The sequence below is a fragment of the Ornithinicoccus hortensis genome (genome assembly GCF_006716185.1).
Taxonomy (GTDB): Bacteria; Actinomycetota; Actinomycetes; order Actinomycetales; family Dermatophilaceae; genus Ornithinicoccus; species Ornithinicoccus hortensis.
The window spans coordinates 2,212,181-2,235,681 of the sequence record NZ_VFOP01000001.1; the positions used below are offsets into that span (position 1 = coordinate 2,212,181).

Below are 23,501 nucleotides of genomic sequence, written 5' to 3' on the forward strand. Positions count from 1 at the left end.
GAAGGACCGCCCAAAGAGCCAGGCCGTATGCCGTGGGTCAGGCGGGCGGGTGGACGTCCAGCACCCAGGGCTTGGCGGCACCACGCGGGCTGTGCAGCTCCACAGCGAACCGCTCGGAGAGCACCCCGGCCAGGGCGGTCGGGGTGCGGGGGTCGACCGCGGAGACGCACAGCGCACGGGCGACCAGGCCCCGGGTGTGCTTGGCCATGTGGGTGGCGCCGGGGACCCGGATCTGCACCCACCGCCCGGCGAGGTCGCCCTGTGGGACCCAGGCTGCGGCATACGTGCTGGAGCGGCAGTCCACGACGAGCCCGCGCCCGGCGAGCGGCGGCATCACCTCGGCGAGCGGGCCGCGCCAGTGCGCGGCCACCGGGCCGAGCCCGGGCAGGTTCACGGCCATGGAGAGCCGGTAGGGCGCCACCTTGTCGGTGAGCCGCAGCGCCCCGTACAGCGCGGACTGCACGAGCACCCGGCGAGCCGCGCGCCGTCGGGACCCCGGGTCGAGCGTGGGCAGGTCCAGCGCGTCGTAGAGCACGCCGGTGTAGAGCCGCGAGACCGCGACCGCCGGGGCTGAGCCGAGCCGGGTGTTGCGGGCGATCTCCTCGCCCAGGTTCGGGCTGACCCCGAGCACCTCCGCGGCGTCCGGTCGGGCGCTCGCCTCGGCCAGGGCGATCGCGGCCTGCTGCCGGGGGACCGCCAGGTCGGGCAGCGACAGCGTCCGGGGGTCGAGCGGGTTGCCCCGGGTGCGGGTCGACTTGGTCTCCGAGGGCGGCAACAGGATCAGCACGCCGTGCAGCCTAGGCGGACGGCCAAGGGGCGGGACGCGGGCCCGTGTTCTGAACGGAGTCAGGTGGTCGACGTCCCAGGTCAGCGGCGTGGCCCGGTCCGCTATGGAGATGGTCAAAGTGCTGTCCCGCAGCGACTTCCGTGGCTAGCGTCGGCGGCACCGGGCCCGCGACCGGTGGGCCCGCCCACCTTGTTGAGCCCGGCGTCGGCCGCTCCGCCGCACCCGGCTCGGAAACCGGAGTGCCACCATGAGAAGGACCCTGCCGCTGCTGGCCGCGGCCGCGCTCGCGACGACCGCCACGCTGGCCCCCACGCTCACCGCGACCGCCACCGGGGCCGCCGACGCCGAGGGCACCCCCGGACAGCCGGGGGAGCACAACGCGATCACCGACGTGCCGGGGATCCAGGTCGGGCAGATCCAGGCCGACACCGCGCCGTTCCTGACCGGGACCACCGTCGTCTACACCCCGGAGATGTCCGTGGCCAGCGTCGACCAGCGGGGAGGGGCGCCGGCCACCAAGGAGACCGACCTGCTCAGCCCGCTGAACTCCAACCCGGGGGTGAACGCCATCCAGCTCGGCGGGTCCAGTATGTACGGGCTGTCCGCCACGAACGGGATCATCCGGTGGCTGGAGGACCGCGGCGAGGGCGTGCCGCTGGGGTCGGCGGGCGTGGCCCCGATCGTCCCGGCAGCCGACATCTACGACCTCAACCGGGGCGGCGACCCCAAGGCCCGCACCTCGCCCGAGTGGGGCTACCTGGCCGCCGAGCAGGCCGTCGACGGCCCGGTGCGGCAGGGCAGCGTCGGCGGCGGGACCGGGGCCAGGGGCGGCGGGCTGCGCTCGGGGCTGGGCACCTCCAGCGTCTACCTCGGCGACGGCATCTGGGTGGGGGCGATCGTCATCGTGAACCCGGCGGGATCGCCCGTCGACCCGACCGACTGCAGCCTCCACGCCGTCCGGTACGGCCTGGGCGAGGAGTTCGCCGGCTACCAGACGCCCACGGAGCAGGAGTGCTCGTCGCAGGCCTCGCGCAACGCCCAGGACGGCGACGAGGAGTCGCTGAACACCACCATCGCGGTGGTGGCCACCAACGCCCCGTTGGAGAAGGCGGCCGCCCAGCGGATGTCCGGTAACGCCCACGACGGCATGGCCCGGGCGATCTACCCGATCCACACCCTGGCCGACGGCGACACGGTCTTCGCCATCTCCACCGGTGAGGGCGAGCCCCTGCAGATCAACGACCCGGCCGACTCCGGCCAGCTCAACCAGATCTTCAACGCCGGGTCGGTCAGCCTGTCCCGCGCGATCGGCAAGGCCGTGCTGTCGGCGGAGAGCCACGACGGGCGGCTCAGCTACTGCGACACCTACCCCTCGGCGTGCGAGAACATGCCGCAGCTGGCGCAGTGGCGCTCGGCGGGAACCGCGCCGGACATCACCCACTCCGAGTTCACCCGGGCCACCCGGGCACTGCGGCAGACCCCGGTGCCGGCCCGTCCCAGCAAGGACTCGCTGAGCGCGGACACCGGTCAGGCGGTCCTGCCGGCCACCGGTGGCGACCCCGGGTCCGGCACCTCGGCCGGGGCGGGTGCCGGTGCCAGCTGGGCACCCTCCGGGGCACTCGGTATGTCGATCGCCGGCCTGGTCCTCGTCGGCGCCGTGGCGCTGGCCCGCCGTCGACCGACCGCTGCGGTGGCCCACTGACCCCCGGAAGGCCCCCTGCATAGGGTGGCGGTCATGGCTACGCGATCGACGAGGATGACCGAGGACGCCCGGGCGACCAAGGCGGCGAGCGACCTGGAGGAGGCGTTCGCCAGGATCCGTGCGGAGGCGGAGGTCCGGGAAGACTTCCCGGAGGAGGTGCTGGCCGCGGCCCGGGACGCGGTCGGGAGCCCGGACCTGCCGGAGCCGGACGCGCGCGAGGTCGAGTTCATCACCATCGATCCGCCCGGGTCGATGGACCTGGACCAGGCGATGCACATCGAGCGGAGCGGCGACGGCTACCGGATCCGCTACGCGATCGCCGACGTGCCCGCGTTCGTGGAGCCGGGCGGCGCCCTGGATGCGGAGGTCCGGCTGCGCGGCCAGACGATCTACTGCCCCGACACCCGGGTCCCGCTGCACCCCACGGTGATCAGCGAGGAGGCCGCCAGCCTGCTCCCGGACGTGGACCGCCCCGCCTTCGTCTGGGACCTCGTCATCGGGCCGGACGGCCGCCGCCAGGAGGCCGCGGTGGCCCGGGCCATGGTGCGCAGCCGCCGGCGGTACACCTACGAGGAGGTCCAGCAGCTGGTGGACTCCGGCGAGGCGGAGGAGACCCTGCTCCTGCTCAAGGAGGTGGGGGAGTTGCGCATCGCGCGGGAGTCCGAGCGCGGCGGCGCCAGCCTGCCGATGCCCGAGCAGGCGGTGCACGTCGACGACCAGGGGCACTACAGCCTTCGGCTGCGCCCGCTGCTGCCGGCCGAGGACTGGAACGCCCAGGTCTCGCTGCTCACCGGCATCGTCGCCGCCGAGATCATGCTCGAGGGCACGGTCGGCATCCTGCGGACCATGCCCCCCGCCGAGGAACGGGACCTGGAACGGTTCCGCCGACAGGCCCGGGCGCTGGGGATCGAGTGGCCCACGGAGATGACCTACGGGGACTTCCTGCGCACCCTGGACCGGGAGGAGCCCAAGCACCTGGCGCTGATCCACGACGCGACCGCCCTGTTCCGGGGCGCGGGCTACACCCCCTTCGACGGGGAGCTGCCCGAGCAGCAGGAGCAGGCGGCGATCGCCGCGCCCTACACGCACGTCACCGCGCCGTTGCGCCGCCTCGTCGACCGGTTCTCCCTGGTCGTCTGCGAGGCGCTGACCAACGGGGGAGACGTCCCGGAGTGGGCCCGTCAGGCGCTCCCCGAGCTGCCGGAGATCATGCAGGAGTCCGACCGGCGGGCCAAGTCCGTGGACCGGGCCTGCACCGACGCCGTCGAGGCCGCGGTGCTGCGGCACCGTGTGGGCGAGGTCTTCGACGCGGTGGTGGTGGACGACGGCAAGGAGGACCAGTTCATCGTCCAGGTCACCGACCCGGCGGTCAGCGCCGTCGCCTCGGGCAAGGCCTCGGTCGGTGACCGGGTCCGCGTCGAGCTCACCCTGGCCGACATCACGAAGCACCTGGTCAGGTTCGTGATCCGAGAGGTCGTCGATCAGGAATGAGCACCACCGGCCTGCCCCGGGTCGTCGCGAGCGACTGCGACGGGACCCTGCTGCGATCGGACGGCACCGTCTCGGAGCGCACCAAGGAGGTGCTGGCCGCCGTCGAGGAGGCCGGCACCACGGTGATCCTGGTGACCGCCCGCCCACCCCGCTGGATGCACGAGCTCGCCGACGTGGTCGGCGGGCACGGCCTGGCGATCTGCGGGAACGGCGCCTTCCTGTATGACGTGGCCGCCCGGGAGGTGATCGGCCACCGGCTGATGGACCCGGCCCTGGTGGCCGAGATCCTCGGCGAGATCCGGGCCGAGCTGCCCGAGGTGTCCTTCGCGCTGGAGAGCCTGGAGGGCTTCGCCCGCGAGCCGGACTTCGCGCGGGTCTCGGGCCGACGGGACGCGGAGTGGCTGGTGGGGTCCGTGGACGAGATGGTCGTGCACCCGCCCGGCAAGGTGCTGGTGCGCCATCCGCACTGGCCGGTCGACGAGCTGCACGACCGGGTCGCCGCGGTCGTGGGCCCGCGGGCCCAGGTCTCGCACTCCGGCGCGCCGGGGCTGACCGAGATCGGGGCCACCGGGGTCACCAAGGGGCTCGCCCTGGCCGAGTGGTGCGCCGAGCACGACGTCCCGGCCTCGGCCGTCTGGGCGTTCGGTGACATGCCCAACGACCTGCCGATGCTCACCTTCGCCGGCCGGTCCTTCGCCGTGGCCAACGCCCACCCCGACGTGCTGGCCGCGGCGACCGACCGGGCGCCGGCCAACGACCGGGACGGGGTCGCGACCGTGCTGCACCGGGCGCTGGCCCTCGGGTAGTTTCGGAGCCACCACCGTCCCGGCCAGCTAAGGAGTCGCCATGTCCGTCCTGTCCGAGCTCACCGCCGCGCTGTCGTCCGGGGCCGTGGAGGTGGTGGACCTCACCGCCCCGCTGAGCAGCGAGACGCCGTTGCTGGAGCTGCCCCCGCAGTTCGGCCAGACGGCCCGGTTCGAGCTGGAGGAGATCAGCCGCTACGACGACCGGGGGCCGGCCTGGTACTGGAACAACTTCCACACCGGCGAGCACACCGGCACCCACTTCGACGCCCCGAACCACTGGGTGTCCGGCCGGGACCTGGCGGACATCGGGTCGGTCCCGGTGCGGGCCTTCGTGGCGCCGGCGATCGTGCTCGACGTGACCGAGCAGGTGGCGGCCGACCCCAACTTCCTGATCGAGCGCGAGCACGTGGAGGCGTTCGCGGCCGAGCACGGCGGGCTGCCGGACGGCGGCTGGCTGCTGTGCCGCACCGGGTGGTCCGCGCGGGTCACCCAGGAGGAGATGATCAACAACACCGAGACCGGCCCCACCAGCCCGGGGATGTCGGTGGACTGTGCCCGGTGGGTGGCCGAGGAGTCGCCGCTGCAGGGGATCGGGGTGGAGACGGTGGGCACCGACGCGGGTGCGGCCCACTCCTTCGACCCGGCGTTCCCCTGCCACTCCTTCCTGCTGGGCAACGGCAAGTACGGCCTGGCCCAGCTGCAGAACCTGGACCAGCTGCCGCCGACCGGTGCCGTCGTCCTGGCCTCCCCGCTGCGGATCGTCGGCGGGTCGGGGTCCCCGGCCCGCGTGGTCGCCCTCGTCGAGCGCTGAGTCGTGGACGTCGCGGAGGCGGTCGGCCGGGCGCTGGTGGCCGCGGGGGTCGACCACGTCTTCGGCGTCGTCGGGTCTGGCAACTTCCACGTCACCAACGCGATGGTGGCGGCGGGTGCGCGCTTCGTCGCCGCCCGGCACGAGGGCGGCGGGGCGACCATGGCCGACGCCTACGCCCGCACCTCCGGCCGGCCCGCCGCGCTCACGGTGCACCAGGGCTGCGGGCTGACCAACGCGATGACCGGCATCGCCGAGGCGGCCAAGTCCCGCACCCCGCTGGTCGTGCTGGCCCCGGAGGCGCCGTCACCGCTGTCGAACTTCCACGTCGACCAGGCGGCTCTCGCCCGCGCGGTGGGCGCCGTGCCCGTCCGGGTCACCGACCCGTCGTATGCCGTGGAGCAGGCCGTGGACGCCGTCCGGACCGCGGTGCACCAGCGGGCGACGGTGCTGCTCAACCTGCCGCTGGACGTGCAGGCCAGCCAGGTCCCGCACCCACCCGGGGAGGACCCCCTCGCGGGGGTGCGGCCGGTCTGGGCGGACCTGCCCGAGCGGTTGGCGCCCTCGCCGGAGGACGTCGCGGCGCTGACCGCGGCGCTGCTCCGGGCGCAGCGGCCGGTGCTGGTGGCCGGCCGGGGGAGCCGGTCGGTCGAGGCCCGCGACGCCCTGGTGGAGCTGGCCGACCGGACCGGCGCCCTGCTCGCGACCTCGGCGGTGGCCAAGGGCCTGTTCCGCGACCACCCCTGGTCGCTGGACGTCTCCGGAGGCTTCTCCTCCCCGCTGGCGGCCGAACTGATCGCCGGGGCCGACCTCATCGTCGGGTGGGGGTGCGCGCTGAACATGTGGACCATGCGCCAAGGCGCCCTGATCGGACCGGACGCGACGGTCGTGCAGGTCGACGACACCGCCGACGCACTGGGTACCCACCGGGAGCTGTCCTTCGGGGTGCACGGTGACGTGGCGGCCACCGCCCGGGCGGTGACCGAGGCGCTGGGCGAGCCGGAGGTCGGGGGCGAGCGGACGGCATACGGCTATCGTTCCCCGGCCCTGCGCGAGCGCCTGGCCACCTCGCTGCGGTGGCGCGACGTGCCCTACGTCGACCGGTCGACGGGTCGGCGGATCGACCCGCGCACCCTGTCGGTGGGCCTGGACGAGATCCTGCCCGCGGAGCGCGTCGTGGGCGTGGACTCGGGCAACTTCATGGGCTACCCGTCCATGTACCTCTCGGTGCCCGACGAGCGCGGCTTCTGCTTCACCCAGGCCTTCCAGTCGATCGGGCTCGGGCTGGCCACCACGATCGGCGCGGCCCTGGCGCAACCCGACCGGTTGCCCGTCGCGACCCTCGGGGACGGCGGGCTGTTGATGTCCGCGGCCGAGCTCGACACGGTGCGCCGGCTCGGGCTGCCGATGGTGGTCGTGGTCTACAACGACGAGGCCTATGGGGCCGAGGTGCACCACTTCGGGCCCGGGGGTCATCCGCTGGAGACGGTCACCTTCCCGGAGACCGACATCGCCGCCGTCGCCCGCGGCTACGGCTTCACCGGCATCACGGTGCGCACCGCCGAGGACCTGTCCGGCGTCCTGGCCTGGTTGGAGGGGCCGCGGGACACCCCGCTGCTGATCGACGCCAAGGTCGTCGCGGACGAGCCCTCGTGGTGGCTCGAGGAGGCGTTCCGGGGCCACTGACCGGCTATCCTGAGCCCGTGGATGAGTCGGTCAGGCGGCCGCGTCGAGCCCTCCGGGGTCTCGCCGAGGAACGTCCGGGCTCCACAGGGCACGGTGGTGGCTAACAGCCACCCGGGGTGACCCGCGGGACAGTGCCACAGAAAACAGACCGCCCCCGGTCCGCCGGGGGTAAGGGTGAAACGGCGGTGTAAGAGACCACCAGCGCGCCGGGTGACCGGCACGGCTCGGTAAACCCCACCGGGAGCAAGACCAGACAGCACGCGTTCGAGGGCGGCCCGCCCGAGCGTGCGGGTAGGTCGCTGGAGGCGTCTGGCAACAGGCGTCCTAGATGGATGGTCGCCCCCGTCGCAGTGCCGGCAACGGCGCGGCGGGACAGAACCCGGCGTATCGACCGACTCATCCACTCCATCACGCCGCGGCCCGGCCCCTGCCGGGCCCCCTCAGGAGGTCGCGGATCCAGGCGCCCCGGCGGGCAGCAGGTTGCGCCGGAGGCGTGCCAGGACCTCGGCGTCGACGCCCGCGGCGGCCAGGTAATCCCGGACGCCGCCGTGCTCGGACTCGATCCACTCCAGGGACTCCCGGAGCACCGCCTCGGGGGACTGGGCCAGCACCTCCAGGATGGAATCGGTGACCAGCACCCGCAGCCGCCGGACCTTGCGCACGATCCGGTCGGTCCACTCGCCGGCGAGGTTGGCCTCCGTGGCGGTGTAGTCGGCCAGGACCGTCTCGGCGTCCACCTCCAGGGCCAGCAGCAGGAGGGCGACGACGAGTCCGGTGCGGTCCTTGCCCGCCGTGCAGTGGACCACCACGGGACCCTCGGCGTCGGCGATCACCCGGATCGCCCGGCCCAGGTCGGCGTGGTGCTCGGTGAGCACGGTGCGGTAGACGCCGCGCAGCGTCACGCTCTCGGGGTCGCGGTGCAGCGGGCTCCCCGAGATCGGGATCGACACCCGCCGGGCCCCGGTACCGCGCAGCCTGTCCCGCCCGCCGACCCGCCGGTCGATGGCCGAGCGCAGGTCGATGACCACGGCGATGCCGAGTTCGGCCAGCGCCCGGCGGCCGGCCCTGGTCAGCCGGTGCAGGGCGTCCGAGCGGTAGAGCGACCCGGGACGCAGCGTGCCCGGCGCCACCTCGCGGAAGTTGTGGGTCCCCGGGACCTCCAGCCGGCTTCCCACAGCGTCGGACGTCATACCGCGGACTCTAGACTGGCCGGGTGATGAACACGATCCGTGAGCCCTCTCCCGAGGAGGTCCGCCGCTGGCGGCAGTACCTCGCCGACGAACGGGCCGAGGGTCAGGTCTACCGCGATCTGGCCAGCAGGCGGGACGGCGAGGAGCGGGAGATCCTGCTCGGCCTCGCCGAGGCGGAGAAGCGTCACGAGAGCCACTGGCTGGAACTGCTGGGGGACCACGTGGGCCGTCCGGCCTCCCCGAGTATGCGCAACCGGCTGCTCGGGCTCCTGGCCCGACGATTCGGGTCGGTGTTCGTGCTGGCCATGGCGCAGAACGCCGAGGCCCGCAACCCCTACACCGACGAGGAGGACGCCACCGCCGAGATGGCCGCCGACGAGGCGATCCACGAGGAGGTGCTGCGCGGGCTGGCGGCCCGCAGCCGGGCCCAGATGTCGGGGAACTTCCGGGCGGCCGTCTTCGGGGCCAATGACGGACTGGTCTCCAACCTGGCGCTCGTCATGGGCATGGCGGCCACCGGCGTCGGGACCTCCGTGGTGATCGCCGCGGGTGTGGCCGGCCTGCTGGCCGGGGCCATGTCGATGGGGGCGGGGGAGTACATCTCGGTCCGGTCCGCCCGCGAGCTGCTGGCGGCCTCACACCCGAGCGAGCAGGCCCGCGCCGCGGTCCCGCAACTGGACATCGAGGAGAACGAGCTCTACCTGGTCTACCGGTCCCGGGGGATGGACCCGCTGGAGGCGGTGGCCCGCGCGCAGCGGGTGATGCACGCCGTGAAGAAGAGCCCCGAGCTGGCCCTTCCCCCCGGGGCGATGCCGGACGCCCCCGCGGACGTCGACCCCGACGAGGTCGTCGGGAACGGCTGGCACGCGGCGATCTCCAGCTTCTGCTTCTTCGCCAGCGGCGCCGTGATCCCGCTGATCCCGTTCTTCTTCGGGCTCACCGGCCTGGCGGCACTGGCCGTCGCGGCGGTGCTGGTCGGGATGGCACTGATGACCACGGGGGCCATCGCCGGGGTGCTCTCCGGGTCGCCGGCCCTGCTGCGCGGCCTGCGCCAGCTGGCTATCGGCTACGGCGCCGCCGCCGTGACCTACCTGTTGGGGTTGCTGTTCGGCGCCGCGGGGATCGGCTGACCCCTACAGCCCGGTGGCGCCTGCGCCGCGCAGGTCCAGGACGTCCAGGCCGCCCTCGGCGCCGAAGTTGCGCACGTGACCGAGCAGCATCTCCCGCCCCGTGTCGTTGAGCAGGCCGTCGTGGATGGGCACCGCGCGGGACGCCCCCACCCGGCGCACGAACTCCACCGTGTCCGAGACCCGGGACCACGGCGCCATCAGGGGCACCAGCACGACGTCCACCTCTCCCGGGTCGGCGTCGAGCGCGTCGCCGGGGTGGAAGACGGTCGGCTCGCCGTCGGCGCGCACCACCAGGCCCAGGTTGTGGATCCGCGGCACGTAGTCGTGGATCACCGCGTGCAGGTCACCCACGGGGGTCACGCTCACGGTGCCGACCTGCACGGTCCCGCCTGACGACATACCGTTGACCCGGTCACCGAAGGCGTCCTGCTGCTGGGCGGCGGTCTCCGGCTCGAGCCACGCCTGCGCCGCGGGGTTGGCCGCGAGCAGGTCACCGAACCGGGCGGGGTCCAGGTGGTCGGGGTGCTGGTGGGTCACCAGGACGGCCGTCAGCTCGCGGACGTCGGCGAAGTCGGAGAAGGTGCCGGGGTCGATGAGGATCCGTTGGTCGGCCGCCTCGATCAGTACGCACGAGTGGCCCAGGTGGGTCAGTTCCATGCCGCCAATGTATGCCGAGGGGCACGACCCCGGGTGGGTGGGGCGCGCCCCGTACGATGAGGCCCCGTGGAATTCCTTGGTGGCACCGAGCCGATGTACGACCTGACCTACAACGACGTCTTCATGGTCCCGTCCCGCTCCGGGGTGACCTCCCGGTTCGACGTCGACCTCACGACGCCGGACGAGGTCGGGACCACGATCCCGCTGGTGGTCGCCAACATGACCGCGGTGTCCGGGCGCCGGATGGCCGAGACCGTGGCCCGCCGGGGCGCCGTCGCGATCCTGCCGCAGGACATCCCGGTGCAGGCCGTGGAGTCGACCGTGGTCGCGGTCAAGGACTCCCACCCCGTCTACGAGACGCCCATCACGATCACCCCGGACGCACCGGTGGCCGAGCTGCTCTCGCTGCTGGGCAAGCGGGCGCACCGCGCGGCCGTGGTGCTCGACGGCGACCGCCCCGTGGGGCTGGTCACCGAGGCCGCGTGCCAGGGCGTGGACCGGTTCGCCCAGATCCACGACGTCATGGTCGAGCCCTCCGTCACGCTGGCCGACGGCACCGACCTGCGGGAGGCCTTCGACGCGCTGGAGGGGGCGCACATCGGGATCGCCCCCGTCCTCGACGGCGACCGGCTGGTGGGGGTCGCGACCCGCACCGGCCTGCTCCGCTCGGCGCTCTACACCCCGGCGCTGGACTACCAGCGCCGGCTGCTGGTGGGTGCCGCGGTCGGGATCAACGGTGACGTGCAGGGCAAGGCGCGGGCGCTGCTCGGCAGCGGCGCCGACGTCCTCGTCGTGGACACCGCGCACGGCCACCAGGAGAAGATGATCGAGGTGCTGCCCCTCGTCGTGGCGGTCCGCGACGAGCACGAGGACGCCACCGGGGTGCGGGTGCCGATCGCCGCGGGCAACGTGGTGTCCGCCGACGGGGCTCGCGACCTGGTCGGCGCCGGTGCCGACATCGTGAAGGTCGGGGTCGGCCCGGGCGCGATGTGCACCACCCGGATGATGACCGGTGTGGGCCGCCCGCAGTTCTCGGCCGTGCTGGAGTGCGCCGCCGCGGCCAAGGAGGTCGGCGGTCACGTCTGGGCCGACGGCGGCGTGAAGTACCCCCGCGACGTCGCCCTGGCGCTCGCGGCCGGCGCCGGCAGCGTGATGATCGGTTCCTGGTTCGCCGGCACCTACGAGAGCCCCGGTGACCTGCTCCGGGACGGCGACGGCCGGCTCTACAAGGAGAGCTTCGGGATGGCCTCGGCCCGCGCGGTGAGCAACCGCACCCGGGACCGTTCCGCCTTCGACCGGGCCCGCCAGGCGCTGTTCGAGGAGGGGATCTCCTCCTCCAAGATGTACCTCGACCCGGGGCGTCCTGGCGTCGAGGACGTCATCGACCAGATCGTCTCGGGTGTGCGCAGCGCGTTCACCTACGCCGGTGCCTCCTCGATCGGCCAGTTCCACTCCCGCGCGGTCGTCGGCACCCAGGGTGCCGCCGGCTACGACGAGGGCCGGCCCCGCCACACGTCCTGGTGAGGCACACGGCATACGACGTCGTGCGCGTGGCAGACGGCGTGGTGCGCGCGGCCGACGGCCCGGCATGTCCCCGTCGGCAGGGCTGAGCCGTGCCCCAGGTACGCGCCAGCGCCTTCGCACCCGTCCCGCCGGAGGTGGCCTTCGCCGTCTCCCAGACCACCGGTGAGACGCGGCTGCGGTGGGACCCCTTCATCCGGCACCAGGAACTGCTCGGCGCCGACCGCCCCGCGAAGGGCGTGCGCACCCTGACCCGCGCGCGGGTCGGCCCGAAGATGGTCTCGGAGTACGTCTCCTACCGGCCGCCGACGTCGGTGGGGATGACGATGGTCACCGGCCCGTGGTTCTTCGCCTCGTTCGGGGGTGGTTGGCGGTTCACCGCGGCCGAGGAGGACGGGGTCGAGGGCACCGAGGCGGTGTGGAAATACACGTATGCCGTGCAGCCGGCCTTCCTCCGCCCGCTCGCCGAGCCGATCGGGCAGTGGTTGCTGGGGCGCGAGATCCGCGCCCGGATCGCGGCCTTCGCCCGGGCCTGCGAGGACCCCGAGGTGTTGCGAGCCGCCGGCCACTGACTTCTCTGGCGGTCGCGGAGGCCTGCGCGGTGGTCGTCGAGGTGCGTGCCGCGACGTGCGCGCGCGGCAAATGTCCCGGCGTGCGGCATACGTCCCCGTGCGCGGCAGATGTCCCGGTAGGCGGCAAATGTCGCGACATTTGGCGCTTATGGGGCAGGAAGGCGCTTGTAGGGCAGGAAGGCGCTGACGTCGGGCCCGTCGAGCAGGTGGACTTCCTTGAGGCCTCGCCCGAGGTGAGTGGCAATCTCCCGGCGTGCGGCATACGTCCGGGCGGGCGGCAAATTTCCCGGTGTGCGGCAAATGTCGCGACATTTGGCGCTTATGGGGCAGGAAGGCGCTTGCGGGGCAGGAAGGCGCTGACGTTCGGGCGCGTCAGGCGCGAGTGAGCAGCGATGGAGTCCGGGCGGGCGCAGGGTCGGGCGGGGCGAGTTGCCCGTCAGGTCACTTCGCGAACCGGGCGGAACGGTGCGCGGCCCTCGCGTGTGCGTCCTCGATGAGTCGGCGGACGCGTTCGGGGTGGGCCAGGTCGGCCCAGGTCAGGCGCACCACTTCGTATCCCAGGGCACGCAGGCGGTCCTCGCGCTGCTTCTCGGCCACGAGGGCGGCACGGTCGCCGCGTTCGCCCGGCTTGCCGTACTTGATGAGGCCGTCGAACTCGATCAGGACCATCTCGCCGCGCAGCCGGAAGTCCACCCTGGCCACGAAGCGGGCGTCGCGAGCCACGATGTCGACCTGGAGTTCGACGTCATAGCCCAGGTGGTGCAGGAGCAGACGGCAGCGCGACTCGCCGGCTGACTCGCTCCTGCCGTCGACCAGGGTCAACGCGGCCGCGGCCACCCCGTGGCCCGGAGCGCGCGACGCGGCCTGCACGGCCTGCGCGGCCCGGTGGAGCGACATCAGCTCCTGGTGGAGGGCGCCGTCACCGGCGACAACTGCCTGTTCCAGCCCGAGGGTGCGGGCCACCCCGCACCAGGCATAGGACGGCTCGACCACCGGGAGGGACTGCCGGGTGGTGAAGCTGGCGCCCGGCGCCCGACCGTGGATCGTGTAGCGGGACGTGGCCCGTCGGCTGCCCGTGCCGACCCGCATCAGGTGTACGTGCGCCGGGGGCTTCCCGACCAGGGGCAGCCCCCACGCGAGGGCCGCCGAGTGGTGGCTGAGGGCCACTCCGGGGGGCGCGGCGGCCAGGATCGCGCGCGCCCTCAGCAGGTGTGCCTGCTCGGGCGAGGCGCTGCGCAGGGCCGACCCCTCGACATACGCTCCGTGGCCGACCCGCACCAGCTCGCCGGTCCTGACCAGGCGGCGCAGTTCCCGCGCCGACACGCCGATCCCGAGTGCGGCGGCAGAGGTGAGGGTGTTGCCGCTGACGCGCACGAGGGTCCGGAGTTCGGGAGTCACCGCACCAGCGTGGCGCGGCTGGGTCGCCGCTGGGGGCTCCCCGGCAGATCTGTGGATAACTCCCGCGAAGGGCCCGGGTCAGGCGTGGTTCTCCCGGTGGGCGGCGAGCCAGGCCGCCCCGATGATGCCAGCGTCGTTGCGCAGCTGGGCGGCCACGATGGGGGAGCGCAGGTGCAGCAGGGGCAGGAACTTGTCCGCCTTCTTGGACACCCCTCCACCGACCAGGATGAGGTCCGGCCAGAGCAGGTCCTCCACGTGGCCGTAGTAGCGCTGCAGCCGTTGCGCCCACTCCTCCCAGGACAGGTCCTCGTCCTCCCGGACGCTCGACGCGGCGCGGGTCTCCGCGTCGTGGCCGTCCAGCTCCAGGTGCCCCAGCTCGGTGTTCGGCAGCAGCTCGCCGCCGAGGAACAGCGCCGACCCGATGCCGGTGCCCAGGGTGGTCATCAGGACCACTCCGTCGTTGCCGCGGCCCGCGCCGTAGTGCATCTCGGCGGCGCCGGCCGCATCGGCGTCGTTGACCACCAGGACGGGCCGGCCCAGCGCCTCGCCGAACAGCCGCTCGGCGTCCGTGCCGATCCAGGAGTCGTCGATGTTCGCGGCGCTGCGGACCACCCCGTGGTGGACCACGGCAGGGACGGTGATCCCGACCGGGGCGTCGTCCGGCACGTCGTCGGCGAACTTCTTGGCGACCTTGGCCACGATCTCCGCGACGGCTGCCGGGGTCGACTTCTCGGGGGTCTCGAGCCGGTGCCGGTCGGTCGCGAACTCGCCCCTGTCCAGGTCGACGGGGGCACCCTTGATGCCGCTGCCGCCGATGTCGATGCCGAGGATGTGGTTGGTCACGCCAGGCTCCTTCGTCGGGTTGTCCGGACGAAGAGACAGCCTAGGGCAGCGTGAGGATCTCGTTGCCGCTGTCGGTGATCAGGATGGTGTGTTCGAACTGTGCCGAGCGCCGGCCGTCGGCCGTGAGGACGGTCCACCCGTCGTCCCAGGAGTACCAGTCGGGGCTGCCCAGGTTGAGCATCGGCTCGATGGTGAAGGTCATCCCGGGCTCGATCACGTCGGCGTAGTCGGGCGCGGCGTCGTAGTGCGGGATGACCAGGCCGGAGTGGAAGGACGGCCCGACGCCGTGCCCGGTGTAGTCCCGGACCACGCCGTAGCCGAAGCGCTTGGCGTAGGCCTCGATGACCCGGCCGATGATGTTGACCTCCCGACCGGGCAGGGCCGCCTTGATGCCCCGCATCATCGCCTGCTCGGTGCGCTCGACCAGCAGCCGGGACTCCTCGTCGACGTCGCCGACCAGGAAGGTCGCGTTGTTGTCGCCGTGCACCCCGCCGATGTATGCCGTGATGTCCACGTTGAGGATGTCGCCGTCCTGCAGCGGCCGGTCGTCGGGGATGCCGTGGCAGATCACCTCGTTGACGGAGGTGCACAGGGACTTGGGGAAGCCCCGGTAGCCCAGCGTGGAGGGGTAGGCACCGTGGTCGAGCAGGAACTCGTGGCCGATCCGGTCGATCTCGTCGGTGGTGACGCCGGGCCGGGCGGCCCGCCCGCACTCGGCCAGCGCCTGGGCGGCGATCCGGCAGGCGACCCGCATCGCCTCGATGGTCTCGGCGTCCTTGACCTCCGAGCCGGTGAACGGCGCGGGGGCCGGGCGGTCGACATACTCGGGGCGGGTGATCGAGGCCGGCACCGGACGGCGGGGACTCACCCTCCCGGGGGCCAGCCTTGTGGTCGAAATCGGCATACGGTGAGTGTAGGTGTCCGGCCTGCCGACGGTTGCCGGACCTGACCCGAGGAGGACCGATGCCCTACTGGTTCAACGTCGAGACCCGTCAGGTCGTGGAGCACGACGACCCCGAGCGCCCCAAGGGCGAGACCCTGATGGGTCCCTACGACACGGCCGAGGACGCGGCCGCGGCGCTGGACACGGCCCGCCGCAAGACGGAGGCCTGGGACGAGGAGGACCGCAAGGAGGCCGAGTGGCGCAGCGGTGACCCCGACGCGGCGAACTGGGACAACAACCCGCTCAACGGGTGACCGGAGGCGGCTCCGGGCTCAGCCGCCGAAGCGGGCGAGCGCGCCCTCCCAGCGGCGCCGCAGCTCCTCGGCGGGGGCGTCCGGGGTGAGCTGCTCGTGGCGCAGGCTCAGCCGGGTGCCCTGCTCGTGCGGGGCGAACTGCAGGTCGACCAGGGTCGCGGGAGCGTCGGCGTCGGCGTGCCAGGAGACCCGGATCTGCTCGCCGGGGTGGTAGCTGCGGGTCACCCCGAAGGTGCCGTCGGCGGCGCGCCACGGTTCCCCCTTGCCGCCCAGCCGGGCGCCCTCCCCGAGGAGGGCCTCGACGCCGTCCGGTGACACCAGGCGCTGCCAGAGGTCGTCCACCCCGTGCGGCGTGATGTGTTCGACCTCGATGACGGAATCCCCTGGGCCGGTCGCGGTCGCGTCGGCGGTCTGGCTCTCGGTCATGCAGTGCCTCCTGGTGTGGGCCCACCGACCGTGCCCGGTGGGCAGCTGCTGGTAGGCCCAGCCCACCACCGGAAGCGCTCCGGCGCAAGACCCTGGTCGGGTTTGACCGGCCGCGCGCCGGTCCCGGAGGTCAGTGTTGGATGTAGCTGACCAGCTGCTGGCGTTCTTCCTGCAGCTCGTCGATCCGGTGCTTGACGATGTCGCCGATGCTGACGATCGCGGTGATCCGCCCGTCCTCGACCACGGGCAGGTGACGGATCCGGTGCTCGGTCATCCGCAGCGCCAGCTCCTCCAGGGCGTCCTCCGGCACGCAGGTCTGCACCTCGACGGTCATCAGGTCCGCGACCGGCAGGGACAGGGCGGCGGCGCCGTCGGCCTGCAACCGGCGCACCACGTCACGCTCGCTGACGATGCCGGACAGGGTGGCGCCGTCGTCGGCACTGACCACGACGGCCCCGATGTTGTGCTCGGCCAGCATGGCCAGGAGCGTGGTCACGTCGGCGTCCGGTCGGATCGTCACGACCTGGTCGCCCTTCCGTCGGATCACCTCACGGATACGCATTCTCAGACGGTAGTCGGTTCCGGCCGCCCGCGCCAGGGTCGGCCCGGGGTGGCGGCCGGCGCCCCGGCATACGGCAGGATGAGCGCATGGATCGTCAGCAGGAGTACGTGCTTCGCACCATCGAGGAACGGGACATCCGGTTCGTCCGGCTGTGGTTCACCGACGTCCTCGGCGCGCTGAAGTCCGTCGCCGTCGCGCCGGCCGAGCTGGAGAGCGCGTTCAGCGAGGGGATCGGCTTCGACGGCAGTGCGATCGAGGGCTTCACCCGGGTCTACGAGGCGGACATGATCGTGCGCCCCGACGCCAGCACCTTCCAGACCCTGGCGTGGCGCGGCGACAACCAGGGCACCGCCCGGATGTTCTGCGACATCCTGATGCCCGACGGGAGCCCGGCGGCCTCGGACTCCCGGCACGTGCTGAAGCGGGCGCTGGACTCGGCGGCCGACGCGGGCTTCACCTTCTACACCCACCCCGAGATCGAGTTCTACCTGTTCAAGGAGCCCTACGTCGCCGGGCAGCCGCCTGTGCCGCTGGACCAGGCCGGCTACTTCGACCACGTGGCGCGCGGGGACGGCCACGACTTCCGGCGCGCCGCGATCACGATGCTGGAGCAGATGGGGATCTCGGTGGAGTTCAGCCACCACGAGGGCGGCCCCGGCCAGAACGAGATCGACCTGAGGTATGCCGACGCGCTCTCGACCGCGGACAACATCATGACCTTCCGGACCGTGGTGCGGGAGGTGGCGCTGCGGCACCAGGCCTACGCCTCCTTCATGCCCAAGCCGCTGGCCGGGCAGCCGGGGTCGGGGATGCACACCCACGTGTCCCTCTTCGAGGGGGACACCAACGCCTTCCACGAGCCGGGCGCGCCCTACCAGTTGAGCCAGACCGGGCGCCGGTTCATCGCCGGGCTGCTGGTGCACGCCCGCGAGATCTCCGCGGTGACCAACCAGTGGGTCAACTCCTACAAGCGGATCTGGGGCGGCGCCGAGGCGCCGGCGCACGTCTGCTGGGGCCACAACAACCGCAGCGCCCTGGTGCGGGTGCCGATGTACAAGCCCGGCAAGGGCCAGTCCAGCCGGGTGGAGATCCGGTCGCTGGACTCGGCCTGCAACCCCTACCTGGCGTTCGCGCTGTTGGTCGCGGCCGGGCTCAAGGGCATCCAGGAGGGCTACGACCTGCCGCCCGAGGCGGAGGACGACGTGTGGGCGCTCACCGACAACGAGCGCCGCGCCATGGGGATCGCCGAGCTGCCGCAGTCGCTGTCGGAGGCGATCGCGGCCATGGAGGAGAGCGAGCTGGTCGCCGAGACCCTCGGCGAGAGCGTCTTCGACTTCTTCCTGCGCAACAAGAAGCAGGAGTGGGGCGACTACCGGGCCCAGGTCACCCCGTTCGAGCTCGATCGGTACCTGGAGCGCCTGTGACCGCAGGAGGTCCGACCGGGGGCGCGTTGGCCAGGGTCGGCTTCTCCGACGTCCGACGTGCCGGTGGGATGCTGCAGGAGCTGTCCGCCGCGCTGCCCGACCTCGACGGCGCCCGCCTGGTGCGCGACCTGGGCATGGTGGCCGACCCCGACCTGGCGCTGCTGACCCTGGTCCGGCTGCGCGAGGCCGCGCCCGACCTCGGGGACCTGATCAGCACGGCGAGCACCCAGCGGGAGCGGTTGGTGGCGCTGCTCGGCGCCTCCACGGCGCTGGGGGACCACCTGATCCACCATCCCGAACAGGTCCGGGAGGTCACCGACCCCAAGTCCCGGGCGCAGCGGGCCGGGCGCAGCGCGCAGCGGGCGGTGACCGAGCGGATGTTCGAGACCGTCGGTGACCGCACCGGACGGGAGGCGATGGACGCCCTGCGGGTCGGCTACCACCGCGAGCTCGCCGAGATCGCGGTGGAGGACCTCGCCGCCGAGGACGCCACCGCCGAGCTGCCCGCCGTCGCGGCAGCCCTGGCCGACCTGGCCGGGGCGGCGCTCGAGGTCGCGGTGCAGCTGGCCCGCGACGAGGAGCCGGAGAGCGAGGGGGTGCGCTTCTCGGTCATCGCGATGGGCAAGACCGGGGGGCGCGAGCTGAACTACATCAGCGACGTCGACGTGATCTTCCTCGCGGGGGCCGACGACGAGGCGGACGAGGAACGGGCGCTGCGGGTCGGGGCCCGGCTGGCCACCGCCGTGATCCGGATCTGCGGACAGTCCACGGCCGAGGGCAGCCTGTGGCCGGTCGACGCCGCGCTGCGGCCGGAGGGCAAGCAGGGACCCCTGGTGCGCTCGCTGGCCTCGCACCGCGAGTACTACCAGCGGTGGGCCAAGACCTGGGAGTTCCAGGCGCTGCTCAAGGCGCGGCACGTCGCGGGCGACGAGACGCTGTCCCGCGAGTGGCTCGACGTGGTCGAGCCGCTGGTGTGGTCGGCCTCCAGCCGGGACGGCTTCGTCGACGAGGTCCAGGCGATGCGGCGCCGGGTGGAGCAGAACGTGCCCAAGGCCGAGGCGGACCGGCAGCTCAAGCTAGGCCCCGGCGGGCTGCGGGACATCGAGTTCAGCGTCCAGCTGCTGGAACTGGTCCACGGGCGGGCCGACGAGACGCTGCGCTCCGAGACCACCCTCGAGGCGCTCGCCGCCCTGCGCGACGGGGGCTACGTCGGCCGGGACGACGCCGCCGCCCTGGACTCGGCATACCGGCTGTTGCGGGTGCTCGAGCACCGGATCCAGCTCTACCGCCTGCGCCGCACCCACCTGATGCCGACCTCGGAGGCCGAGCTGCGCCGGCTCGGCCGCTCCCTGGGCGAGCGCCGGGACGCGGCGACCGCCATCGTGCAGCGTTGGCGCGGGCAGCAGCGCGAGGTGCGCCGGCTGCACGAGCGGCTGTTCTACCGGCCGCTGCTGTCGGCCGTCGCGCGGCTCTCGACCGACGAGGTGCGGTTGTCCACCGACGCCGCGAAGGACCGCCTCGGGGCGCTCGGTTTCCGCGACCCGGCCGGCGCGGTCCGGCACCTGGAGTCGCTGACCGAGGGGGTCAGCCGGCGCGCCACGATCCAGCGACACCTGTTGCCGGTGATGCTCGGCTGGTTCGCCGACGGCGCCGACCCGGACGCCGGGCTGCTGGCCTTCCGGCAGATCAGCGACACGCTCGGGACCACGCACTGGTACCTGCGGATGCTGCGCGACGAGGGTTCGGCCGCGGAACGGCTCGCGCACGTGCTGTCCAGCAGCCGGTATGCCGTCGACCTGCTCATCCGCTCGCCCGAGGCGGTCGTGCTGCTCGGGGACCCGAAGGGCCTGTCCCGCGTCGACCCGGAGACGCTGCGCACCCGGCTCGTGTCGGCCGCCGGTCGGCACGAGGGAGCGGCGGAGGCCTTCCAGGCGGTGCGCACGGTCCGGGCCCGGGAACTGCTGCGGGTTGTGCTGGCCGACCTCGTGGGGGAGCTGGACGACGCCCAGGTGCGGGCCTCCCTCACCGCGCTCACCGACGCCCTGCTGGAGGCCGGACTGGCGGTCGCGACCCGCGCGGTCGTCGGGGACGAGGACCCGCTGGTGCGGATGATGGTCGTCGGGATGGGCCGGCTCGGCGGCGCCGAGCTGGGCTACGCCAGCGACGCCGACGTGATGTACGTCTACGAGCCGGTCGTGGAGGGGACCGAGGGCGCGGCCGAGCAGGCCCTGGCGATCGTCACCGAACTGCGCAAGGGCCTGACCGGCAGCGGGCCCGACCCCGCGATCGAGCTGGACGCCACCCTGCGTCCGGAGGGCAAGAGCGGCCCGCTGGTGCGCAGCCTGGAGTCCTACCGCGCCTACTACGACCGGTGGTCCGCCGGGTGGGAGTCCCAGGCCCTGCTGCGGGCCAGGCCCGTCGCCGGCGACGCCGACCTGGCCCGGCGGTTCACCGAACTGATCGAGCCGCTGCGCTGGCCCGAGGGCGGGATCGACGCCCGGGCCGTCCGCGAGGTGCGCCGGCTCAAGGCCCGGATGGAGGCCGAACGGCTGCCGCGGGGCGCCGACCCGCGCACCCACTTCAAGCTCGGGCTGGGCGGGCTGAGCGACGTGGAGTGGGTGGTCCAGCTGCACCAGCTCCGGCACGCGCACGAACTGCCGGGCCTGCGCACCACGAGGACCCTGGACGCCCTGCAGGCCCTGGAGGAGGCCGGGCTGGTCGAGGCCGCCGACGCCGCCGTGCTGCGCCGGTCCTGGGTGCTGGCCTCCCGGCTGCGGGACGTCGGGGTGCTGTGGCGCGGCCGCCCGGTCGACTCGGTGCCCAGCCACCTGCGGGACGCCGAGGGGATCAGCCGGATCCTGGGTCGGGCACCCGGGCTGGGCAGCAAGCTGGCGGAGGAGTGGCGGCGCACCGCCCGCCGGGCCCGGCAGGTGGTGGAGCGGTTGTTCTACGAGACGGCACCGGTTCCCGCCGCGTCGCCGCGCCGATCGGACCCCCGGCGTTCGTAGGATGGCCCGGTGACCCCCGACACCCGCGTCCCGACCGGTCCCGCCGCCGGCGTGGACACGGGCCAGGCGGGTCTGCTGCTGCTCCGCGGGGCCCCGCCCGAGGTGTCGGACTGGGTCCGCCGTGGTGTCGTGCCGGTGACGGTGGCGCCGCTGCCCGGCTGGACCGCGGTGCTGCCCAACGGTCCCTCCCGCGCCGAGCCGCCCTACGACGACGCCCTGACCCTGCTGGCCGCGCGGCACGTCCCGCCCAAGGTCGCGCCCGCGATCGGCTTCTTCGCGATCGGGGGGAGGGCCGTCATCACGGTGCAGACGCGCTCGGTGCGCCGGCACGTCCGGTGGGTCGTGTGGGACCCCGCCCGCGGCGTGCTGCGCCCGCCGGACCTGGCGGTCGCCCCGCCGCAGCTGTTGCTCCGGGCCGCCGGCGGGGGAGACCGGCGCGAACTGGTCGAGATCCTGGCCGAACGGCACCTGGCACCGCACAAGCTGTTGGCCGCGGTGACCGCCGTCCTCGGGCTCCCCGGTGGTCGGCTGCTCATCGACCGCACCGAGGTCGAGGACATCGCGGGGGCCATCGACCGGGAGCCGTTGGAGCGCGAGGTCGGCTACTTCGAGGACGCGGTCAAGGACTCCGTGCGGCTGCGCCGGGAGCTGGAGCTGGAGGCATGAGCGGGCTCACCCTGCTGCCGGCCGTGGACGTGGCCGGCGGGCGCGCTGCCCAGGTGGTGGGTGAGGGGACCACCGACCCGTATGCCGTGGCGCGCGCCTGGGTGGACCAGGGCTCAGCGTGGGTGCACCTGGTCGACCTGGACCGGGCGTTCGGGCGCGGCGACAACCTGGCCCAGCTCGCGGCGATCATCGAGGCGCTGCCGGTGCCGGTGCAGCTGTCCGGGGGGATCGGCGACGAGGAGTCGGTGGCCGCGGCGCTGGGCACCGGGGCCGCCCGGGTGGTGCTGAGCAGCGCCGCGCTGCGCGACCCGGAGTGGGTCGCGGACGTGGTGGGCACCCACCGCGAGCGGGTCGCCGTCGGCGTCGACGTGCACGGGGCGGAGGTCGTGGCCCGCGGCAGCGAGGTGCGGCTGGGGCCGCTGGACGACGTGCTGGCGGGCCTGGCCGCCGTGGACTGCCGCACCTACGTGGTGGCCGACGCCGCGCGGGACGGCCGGCGGCACGGTGCCGACACGACCCTGTTCCGACGGGTCGCCGAGGAGGTCGACGGCACGGTCATCGCCTCCGGTGGCGTCGCGTCCCTGGCCGACCTGGAGCAGCTGGCCGCCCTCGCCCCCGTGGGGGTGGGAGGTGTCGTGCTCGGCGCCGCCCTCTACCACGGCGCGTTCACGCTGGCCGAGGCGCTGGAACTGACGGGGGTGCCGCGGTGAGCGGCGGACGGTTCGAGGGCCACGACCCCGCGCGCGGGCACGACACGGCCGGCGTCCCGTGGGCCGGCCGGACCCTGACCGGCACCGGCTTCGACGACGACGAGGGGGCCGCGGACGCCGAGCTCGCGGCGGCCCTCGCGGCGGCGCGGACCGCGGGACACAGTGCGGGGCACGCTGCGGAGCGGGCCGCGGGGCCGGAGCACCCAGCAGCGCCCGGGGGCGAGGAGCGGGTGGTGGCCGCGGTGGCGGCCGCCCGGCTGCTCGTGCCGGTGGTCGCGGTGCCGGGTGAGGTCGACGACTCCACCGGGCTGGCCGCCGACGTCTCCAGCGACATGGCGGTCGTCACGCTCACCGCCCCCGACGGCGCCCGTGCGCTGCCCGCCTTCACCTCCCTGGACACCCTCGCGGCGTGGGACCCCGAGGCCCGGCCGGTCCCGGTGGAGGCATCCAGGGCGGCACAGGCCGCCGTGCAGGAGGGGTGCCAGGTGATCGTGCTGGACCCCCCGCGTCCGGGGACCCCGCCGGACCAGGCGGCCCCGGCATACGTCCTGCGCGGGTCGATGGTGTGGGCCCTGGCGATGGGGCGCACCTGGGAGCCGGCCCACCGGGACGGTGCGGTCGCGGAGGCTGTGGCGCAGGCCGTGCGGGGGCTGCCGGCGGTGCGCAGCCACGCCCTCGCGCCGGGGGAGGACGGGGCGCTGCGGGTCGAGCTGGAGCTGGCCGAGGGGCTGGACCAGGTCACCCTGCAGACCCTGGTGACCGAGATCGGGCAACGGATCGCCGCGGACGGGGAGGTCCGGGCCCGGATCGACGCGCTGGCCTTCGCGCTGCGCACCGCGCGCTGAGCCGGTCTGCGACGGGGCCGTCCGGCGCGGGCGTGTCGTGGCCGGGGGGCCGGTGCTGCTATCCTGGTCGGG

The 23,501-nt window shown here is 73.7% G+C and carries 22 protein-coding genes and 1 other RNA gene; 15 read left to right on the forward strand and 8 right to left on the reverse strand.

The genetic code is table 11. The features are described from left to right. Positions 1–37: 37 nt before the first annotated feature. Positions 38–787, reverse strand: a complete 750-nt coding sequence (locus FB467_RS10315; RefSeq protein WP_141785016.1) for a YaaA family protein — start codon at positions 785–787, stop codon at positions 38–40. A 247-nt stretch (positions 788–1,034) separates the two neighbouring features. Between FB467_RS10315 and FB467_RS10320 the strand changes: the two genes are divergently transcribed. The 6 genes from FB467_RS10320 (at position 1,035) to rnpB (ending at position 7,683) form a co-directional block, all read left to right on the forward strand. Continuing rightward, complete coding sequence (locus FB467_RS10320) at positions 1,035–2,489, forward strand: P1 family peptidase (protein WP_141785017.1); 1,455 nt, start codon at positions 1,035–1,037, stop codon at positions 2,487–2,489. A 33-nt stretch (positions 2,490–2,522) separates the two neighbouring features. Next, positions 2,523–3,980, forward strand: a complete 1,458-nt coding sequence (locus tag FB467_RS10325) for an RNB domain-containing ribonuclease (RefSeq protein WP_141785018.1) — start codon at positions 2,523–2,525, stop codon at positions 3,978–3,980. After that, positions 3,977–4,786: an HAD family hydrolase gene (locus FB467_RS10330; RefSeq protein WP_141785019.1), complete on the forward strand. Its 810-nt coding sequence runs from the start codon at positions 3,977–3,979 to the stop codon at positions 4,784–4,786. Before FB467_RS10325 ends, FB467_RS10330 begins: the two co-directional genes overlap by 4 nt. 40 nt (positions 4,787–4,826) lie before the next feature. Beyond that, the gene (locus tag FB467_RS10335; RefSeq protein ID WP_141785020.1) at positions 4,827–5,597 is read left to right on the forward strand and encodes a cyclase family protein; all 771 of its coding nucleotides are present in this window, start codon (positions 4,827–4,829) and stop codon (positions 5,595–5,597) included. A 3-nt stretch (positions 5,598–5,600) separates the two neighbouring features. After that, a complete protein-coding gene (locus FB467_RS10340) occupies positions 5,601–7,280 on the forward strand; it encodes a thiamine pyrophosphate-binding protein (protein WP_141785021.1) in 1,680 nt (559 codons plus the stop codon). A 22-nt stretch (positions 7,281–7,302) separates the two neighbouring features. Continuing rightward, an RNA gene (gene rnpB, locus FB467_RS10345) (RNase P RNA component class A) lies at positions 7,303–7,683 on the forward strand. A 37-nt stretch (positions 7,684–7,720) separates the two neighbouring features. On the opposite strand, the gene FB467_RS10350 is transcribed toward rnpB, so the two are convergent. Then, positions 7,721–8,470: a tyrosine-protein phosphatase gene (locus tag FB467_RS10350; protein ID WP_141785022.1), complete on the reverse strand. Its 750-nt coding sequence runs from the start codon at positions 8,468–8,470 to the stop codon at positions 7,721–7,723. A gap of 26 nt (positions 8,471–8,496) precedes the next feature. Between FB467_RS10350 and FB467_RS10355 the strand changes: the two genes are divergently transcribed. Next, entirely contained in the window at positions 8,497–9,600 is a 1,104-nt protein-coding gene (locus FB467_RS10355) for a VIT1/CCC1 transporter family protein (protein ID WP_141785023.1), read from the forward strand. A 3-nt stretch (positions 9,601–9,603) separates the two neighbouring features. On the opposite strand, the gene FB467_RS10360 is transcribed toward FB467_RS10355, so the two are convergent. Then, positions 9,604–10,257, reverse strand: coding sequence for an MBL fold metallo-hydrolase (locus tag FB467_RS10360; RefSeq protein WP_141785024.1), 654 nt, complete (start codon positions 10,255–10,257; stop codon positions 9,604–9,606). Between the two features lie 66 nt (positions 10,258–10,323). Between FB467_RS10360 and FB467_RS10365 the strand changes: the two genes are divergently transcribed. Continuing rightward, on the forward strand, positions 10,324–11,781 hold the full coding sequence (locus FB467_RS10365; protein WP_141785025.1) for a GuaB1 family IMP dehydrogenase-related protein: 1,458 nt from the start codon (positions 10,324–10,326) through the stop codon (positions 11,779–11,781). Between the two features lie 89 nt (positions 11,782–11,870). After that, positions 11,871–12,350, forward strand: a complete 480-nt coding sequence (locus FB467_RS10370) for an SRPBCC family protein (protein WP_141785026.1) — start codon at positions 11,871–11,873, stop codon at positions 12,348–12,350. A gap of 441 nt (positions 12,351–12,791) precedes the next feature. Here the strand turns inward: FB467_RS10370 and FB467_RS10375 are convergent, their stop codons facing one another. From FB467_RS10375 to map, 3 genes are all read right to left on the reverse strand, one after another. Then, positions 12,792–13,748, reverse strand: coding sequence for a type IV toxin-antitoxin system AbiEi family antitoxin domain-containing protein (locus FB467_RS10375; protein ID WP_170230663.1), 957 nt, complete (start codon positions 13,746–13,748; stop codon positions 12,792–12,794). A 78-nt stretch (positions 13,749–13,826) separates the two neighbouring features. Continuing rightward, positions 13,827–14,591, reverse strand: coding sequence for a polyphosphate--glucose phosphotransferase (ppgK, locus tag FB467_RS10380; RefSeq protein ID WP_141785028.1), 765 nt, complete (start codon positions 14,589–14,591; stop codon positions 13,827–13,829). A gap of 40 nt (positions 14,592–14,631) precedes the next feature. After that, positions 14,632–15,495 (reverse strand): type I methionyl aminopeptidase, encoded by an 864-nt coding sequence (map, locus tag FB467_RS10385; protein ID WP_141785029.1) that lies wholly within the window; start codon positions 15,493–15,495, stop codon positions 14,632–14,634. Positions 15,496–15,554: 59 nt separating this feature from the next. Here map and FB467_RS10390 point away from each other — a divergent pair, with 59 nt between their 5' ends. After that, positions 15,555–15,788: a methionine aminopeptidase gene (locus FB467_RS10390; RefSeq protein ID WP_141785030.1), complete on the forward strand. Its 234-nt coding sequence runs from the start codon at positions 15,555–15,557 to the stop codon at positions 15,786–15,788. A gap of 18 nt (positions 15,789–15,806) precedes the next feature. Here the strand turns inward: FB467_RS10390 and FB467_RS10395 are convergent, their stop codons facing one another. Continuing rightward, positions 15,807–16,214, reverse strand: a complete 408-nt coding sequence (locus tag FB467_RS10395; protein WP_141785031.1) for an SRPBCC family protein — start codon at positions 16,212–16,214, stop codon at positions 15,807–15,809. A gap of 130 nt (positions 16,215–16,344) precedes the next feature. Then, positions 16,345–16,776 carry a CBS domain-containing protein gene (locus tag FB467_RS10400; RefSeq protein ID WP_141785032.1) on the reverse strand — a complete coding sequence of 144 codons (432 nt, stop codon included), beginning with the start codon at positions 16,774–16,776 and terminating at the stop codon, positions 16,345–16,347. Positions 16,777–16,862: 86 nt separating this feature from the next. Here FB467_RS10400 and FB467_RS10405 point away from each other — a divergent pair, with 86 nt between their 5' ends. Genes FB467_RS10405 through FB467_RS10425 form a run of 5 tightly spaced genes read left to right on the forward strand, consistent with a single transcriptional unit; the run spans position 16,863 to position 23,429 of the window. Next, entirely contained in the window at positions 16,863–18,200 is a 1,338-nt protein-coding gene (locus tag FB467_RS10405) for a glutamine synthetase family protein (protein WP_141785033.1), read from the forward strand. Further along, a complete protein-coding gene (locus tag FB467_RS10410; RefSeq protein WP_141785034.1) occupies positions 18,197–21,208 on the forward strand; it encodes a bifunctional [glutamine synthetase] adenylyltransferase/[glutamine synthetase]-adenylyl-L-tyrosine phosphorylase in 3,012 nt (1,003 codons plus the stop codon). The genes FB467_RS10405 and FB467_RS10410 overlap by 4 nt, the downstream gene beginning before the upstream one ends. Before the next feature lie 9 nt (positions 21,209–21,217). Further along, a complete protein-coding gene (locus FB467_RS10415; protein ID WP_141785035.1) occupies positions 21,218–21,874 on the forward strand; it encodes a hypothetical protein in 657 nt (218 codons plus the stop codon). Beyond that, the gene (locus FB467_RS10420) at positions 21,871–22,584 is read left to right on the forward strand and encodes a HisA/HisF-related TIM barrel protein (RefSeq protein ID WP_141785036.1); all 714 of its coding nucleotides are present in this window, start codon (positions 21,871–21,873) and stop codon (positions 22,582–22,584) included. The genes FB467_RS10415 and FB467_RS10420 overlap by 4 nt, the downstream gene beginning before the upstream one ends. Continuing rightward, positions 22,581–23,429: an SseB family protein gene (locus tag FB467_RS10425; RefSeq protein WP_141785037.1), complete on the forward strand. Its 849-nt coding sequence runs from the start codon at positions 22,581–22,583 to the stop codon at positions 23,427–23,429. The genes FB467_RS10420 and FB467_RS10425 overlap by 4 nt, the downstream gene beginning before the upstream one ends. Positions 23,430–23,501 lie beyond the last annotated feature (72 nt).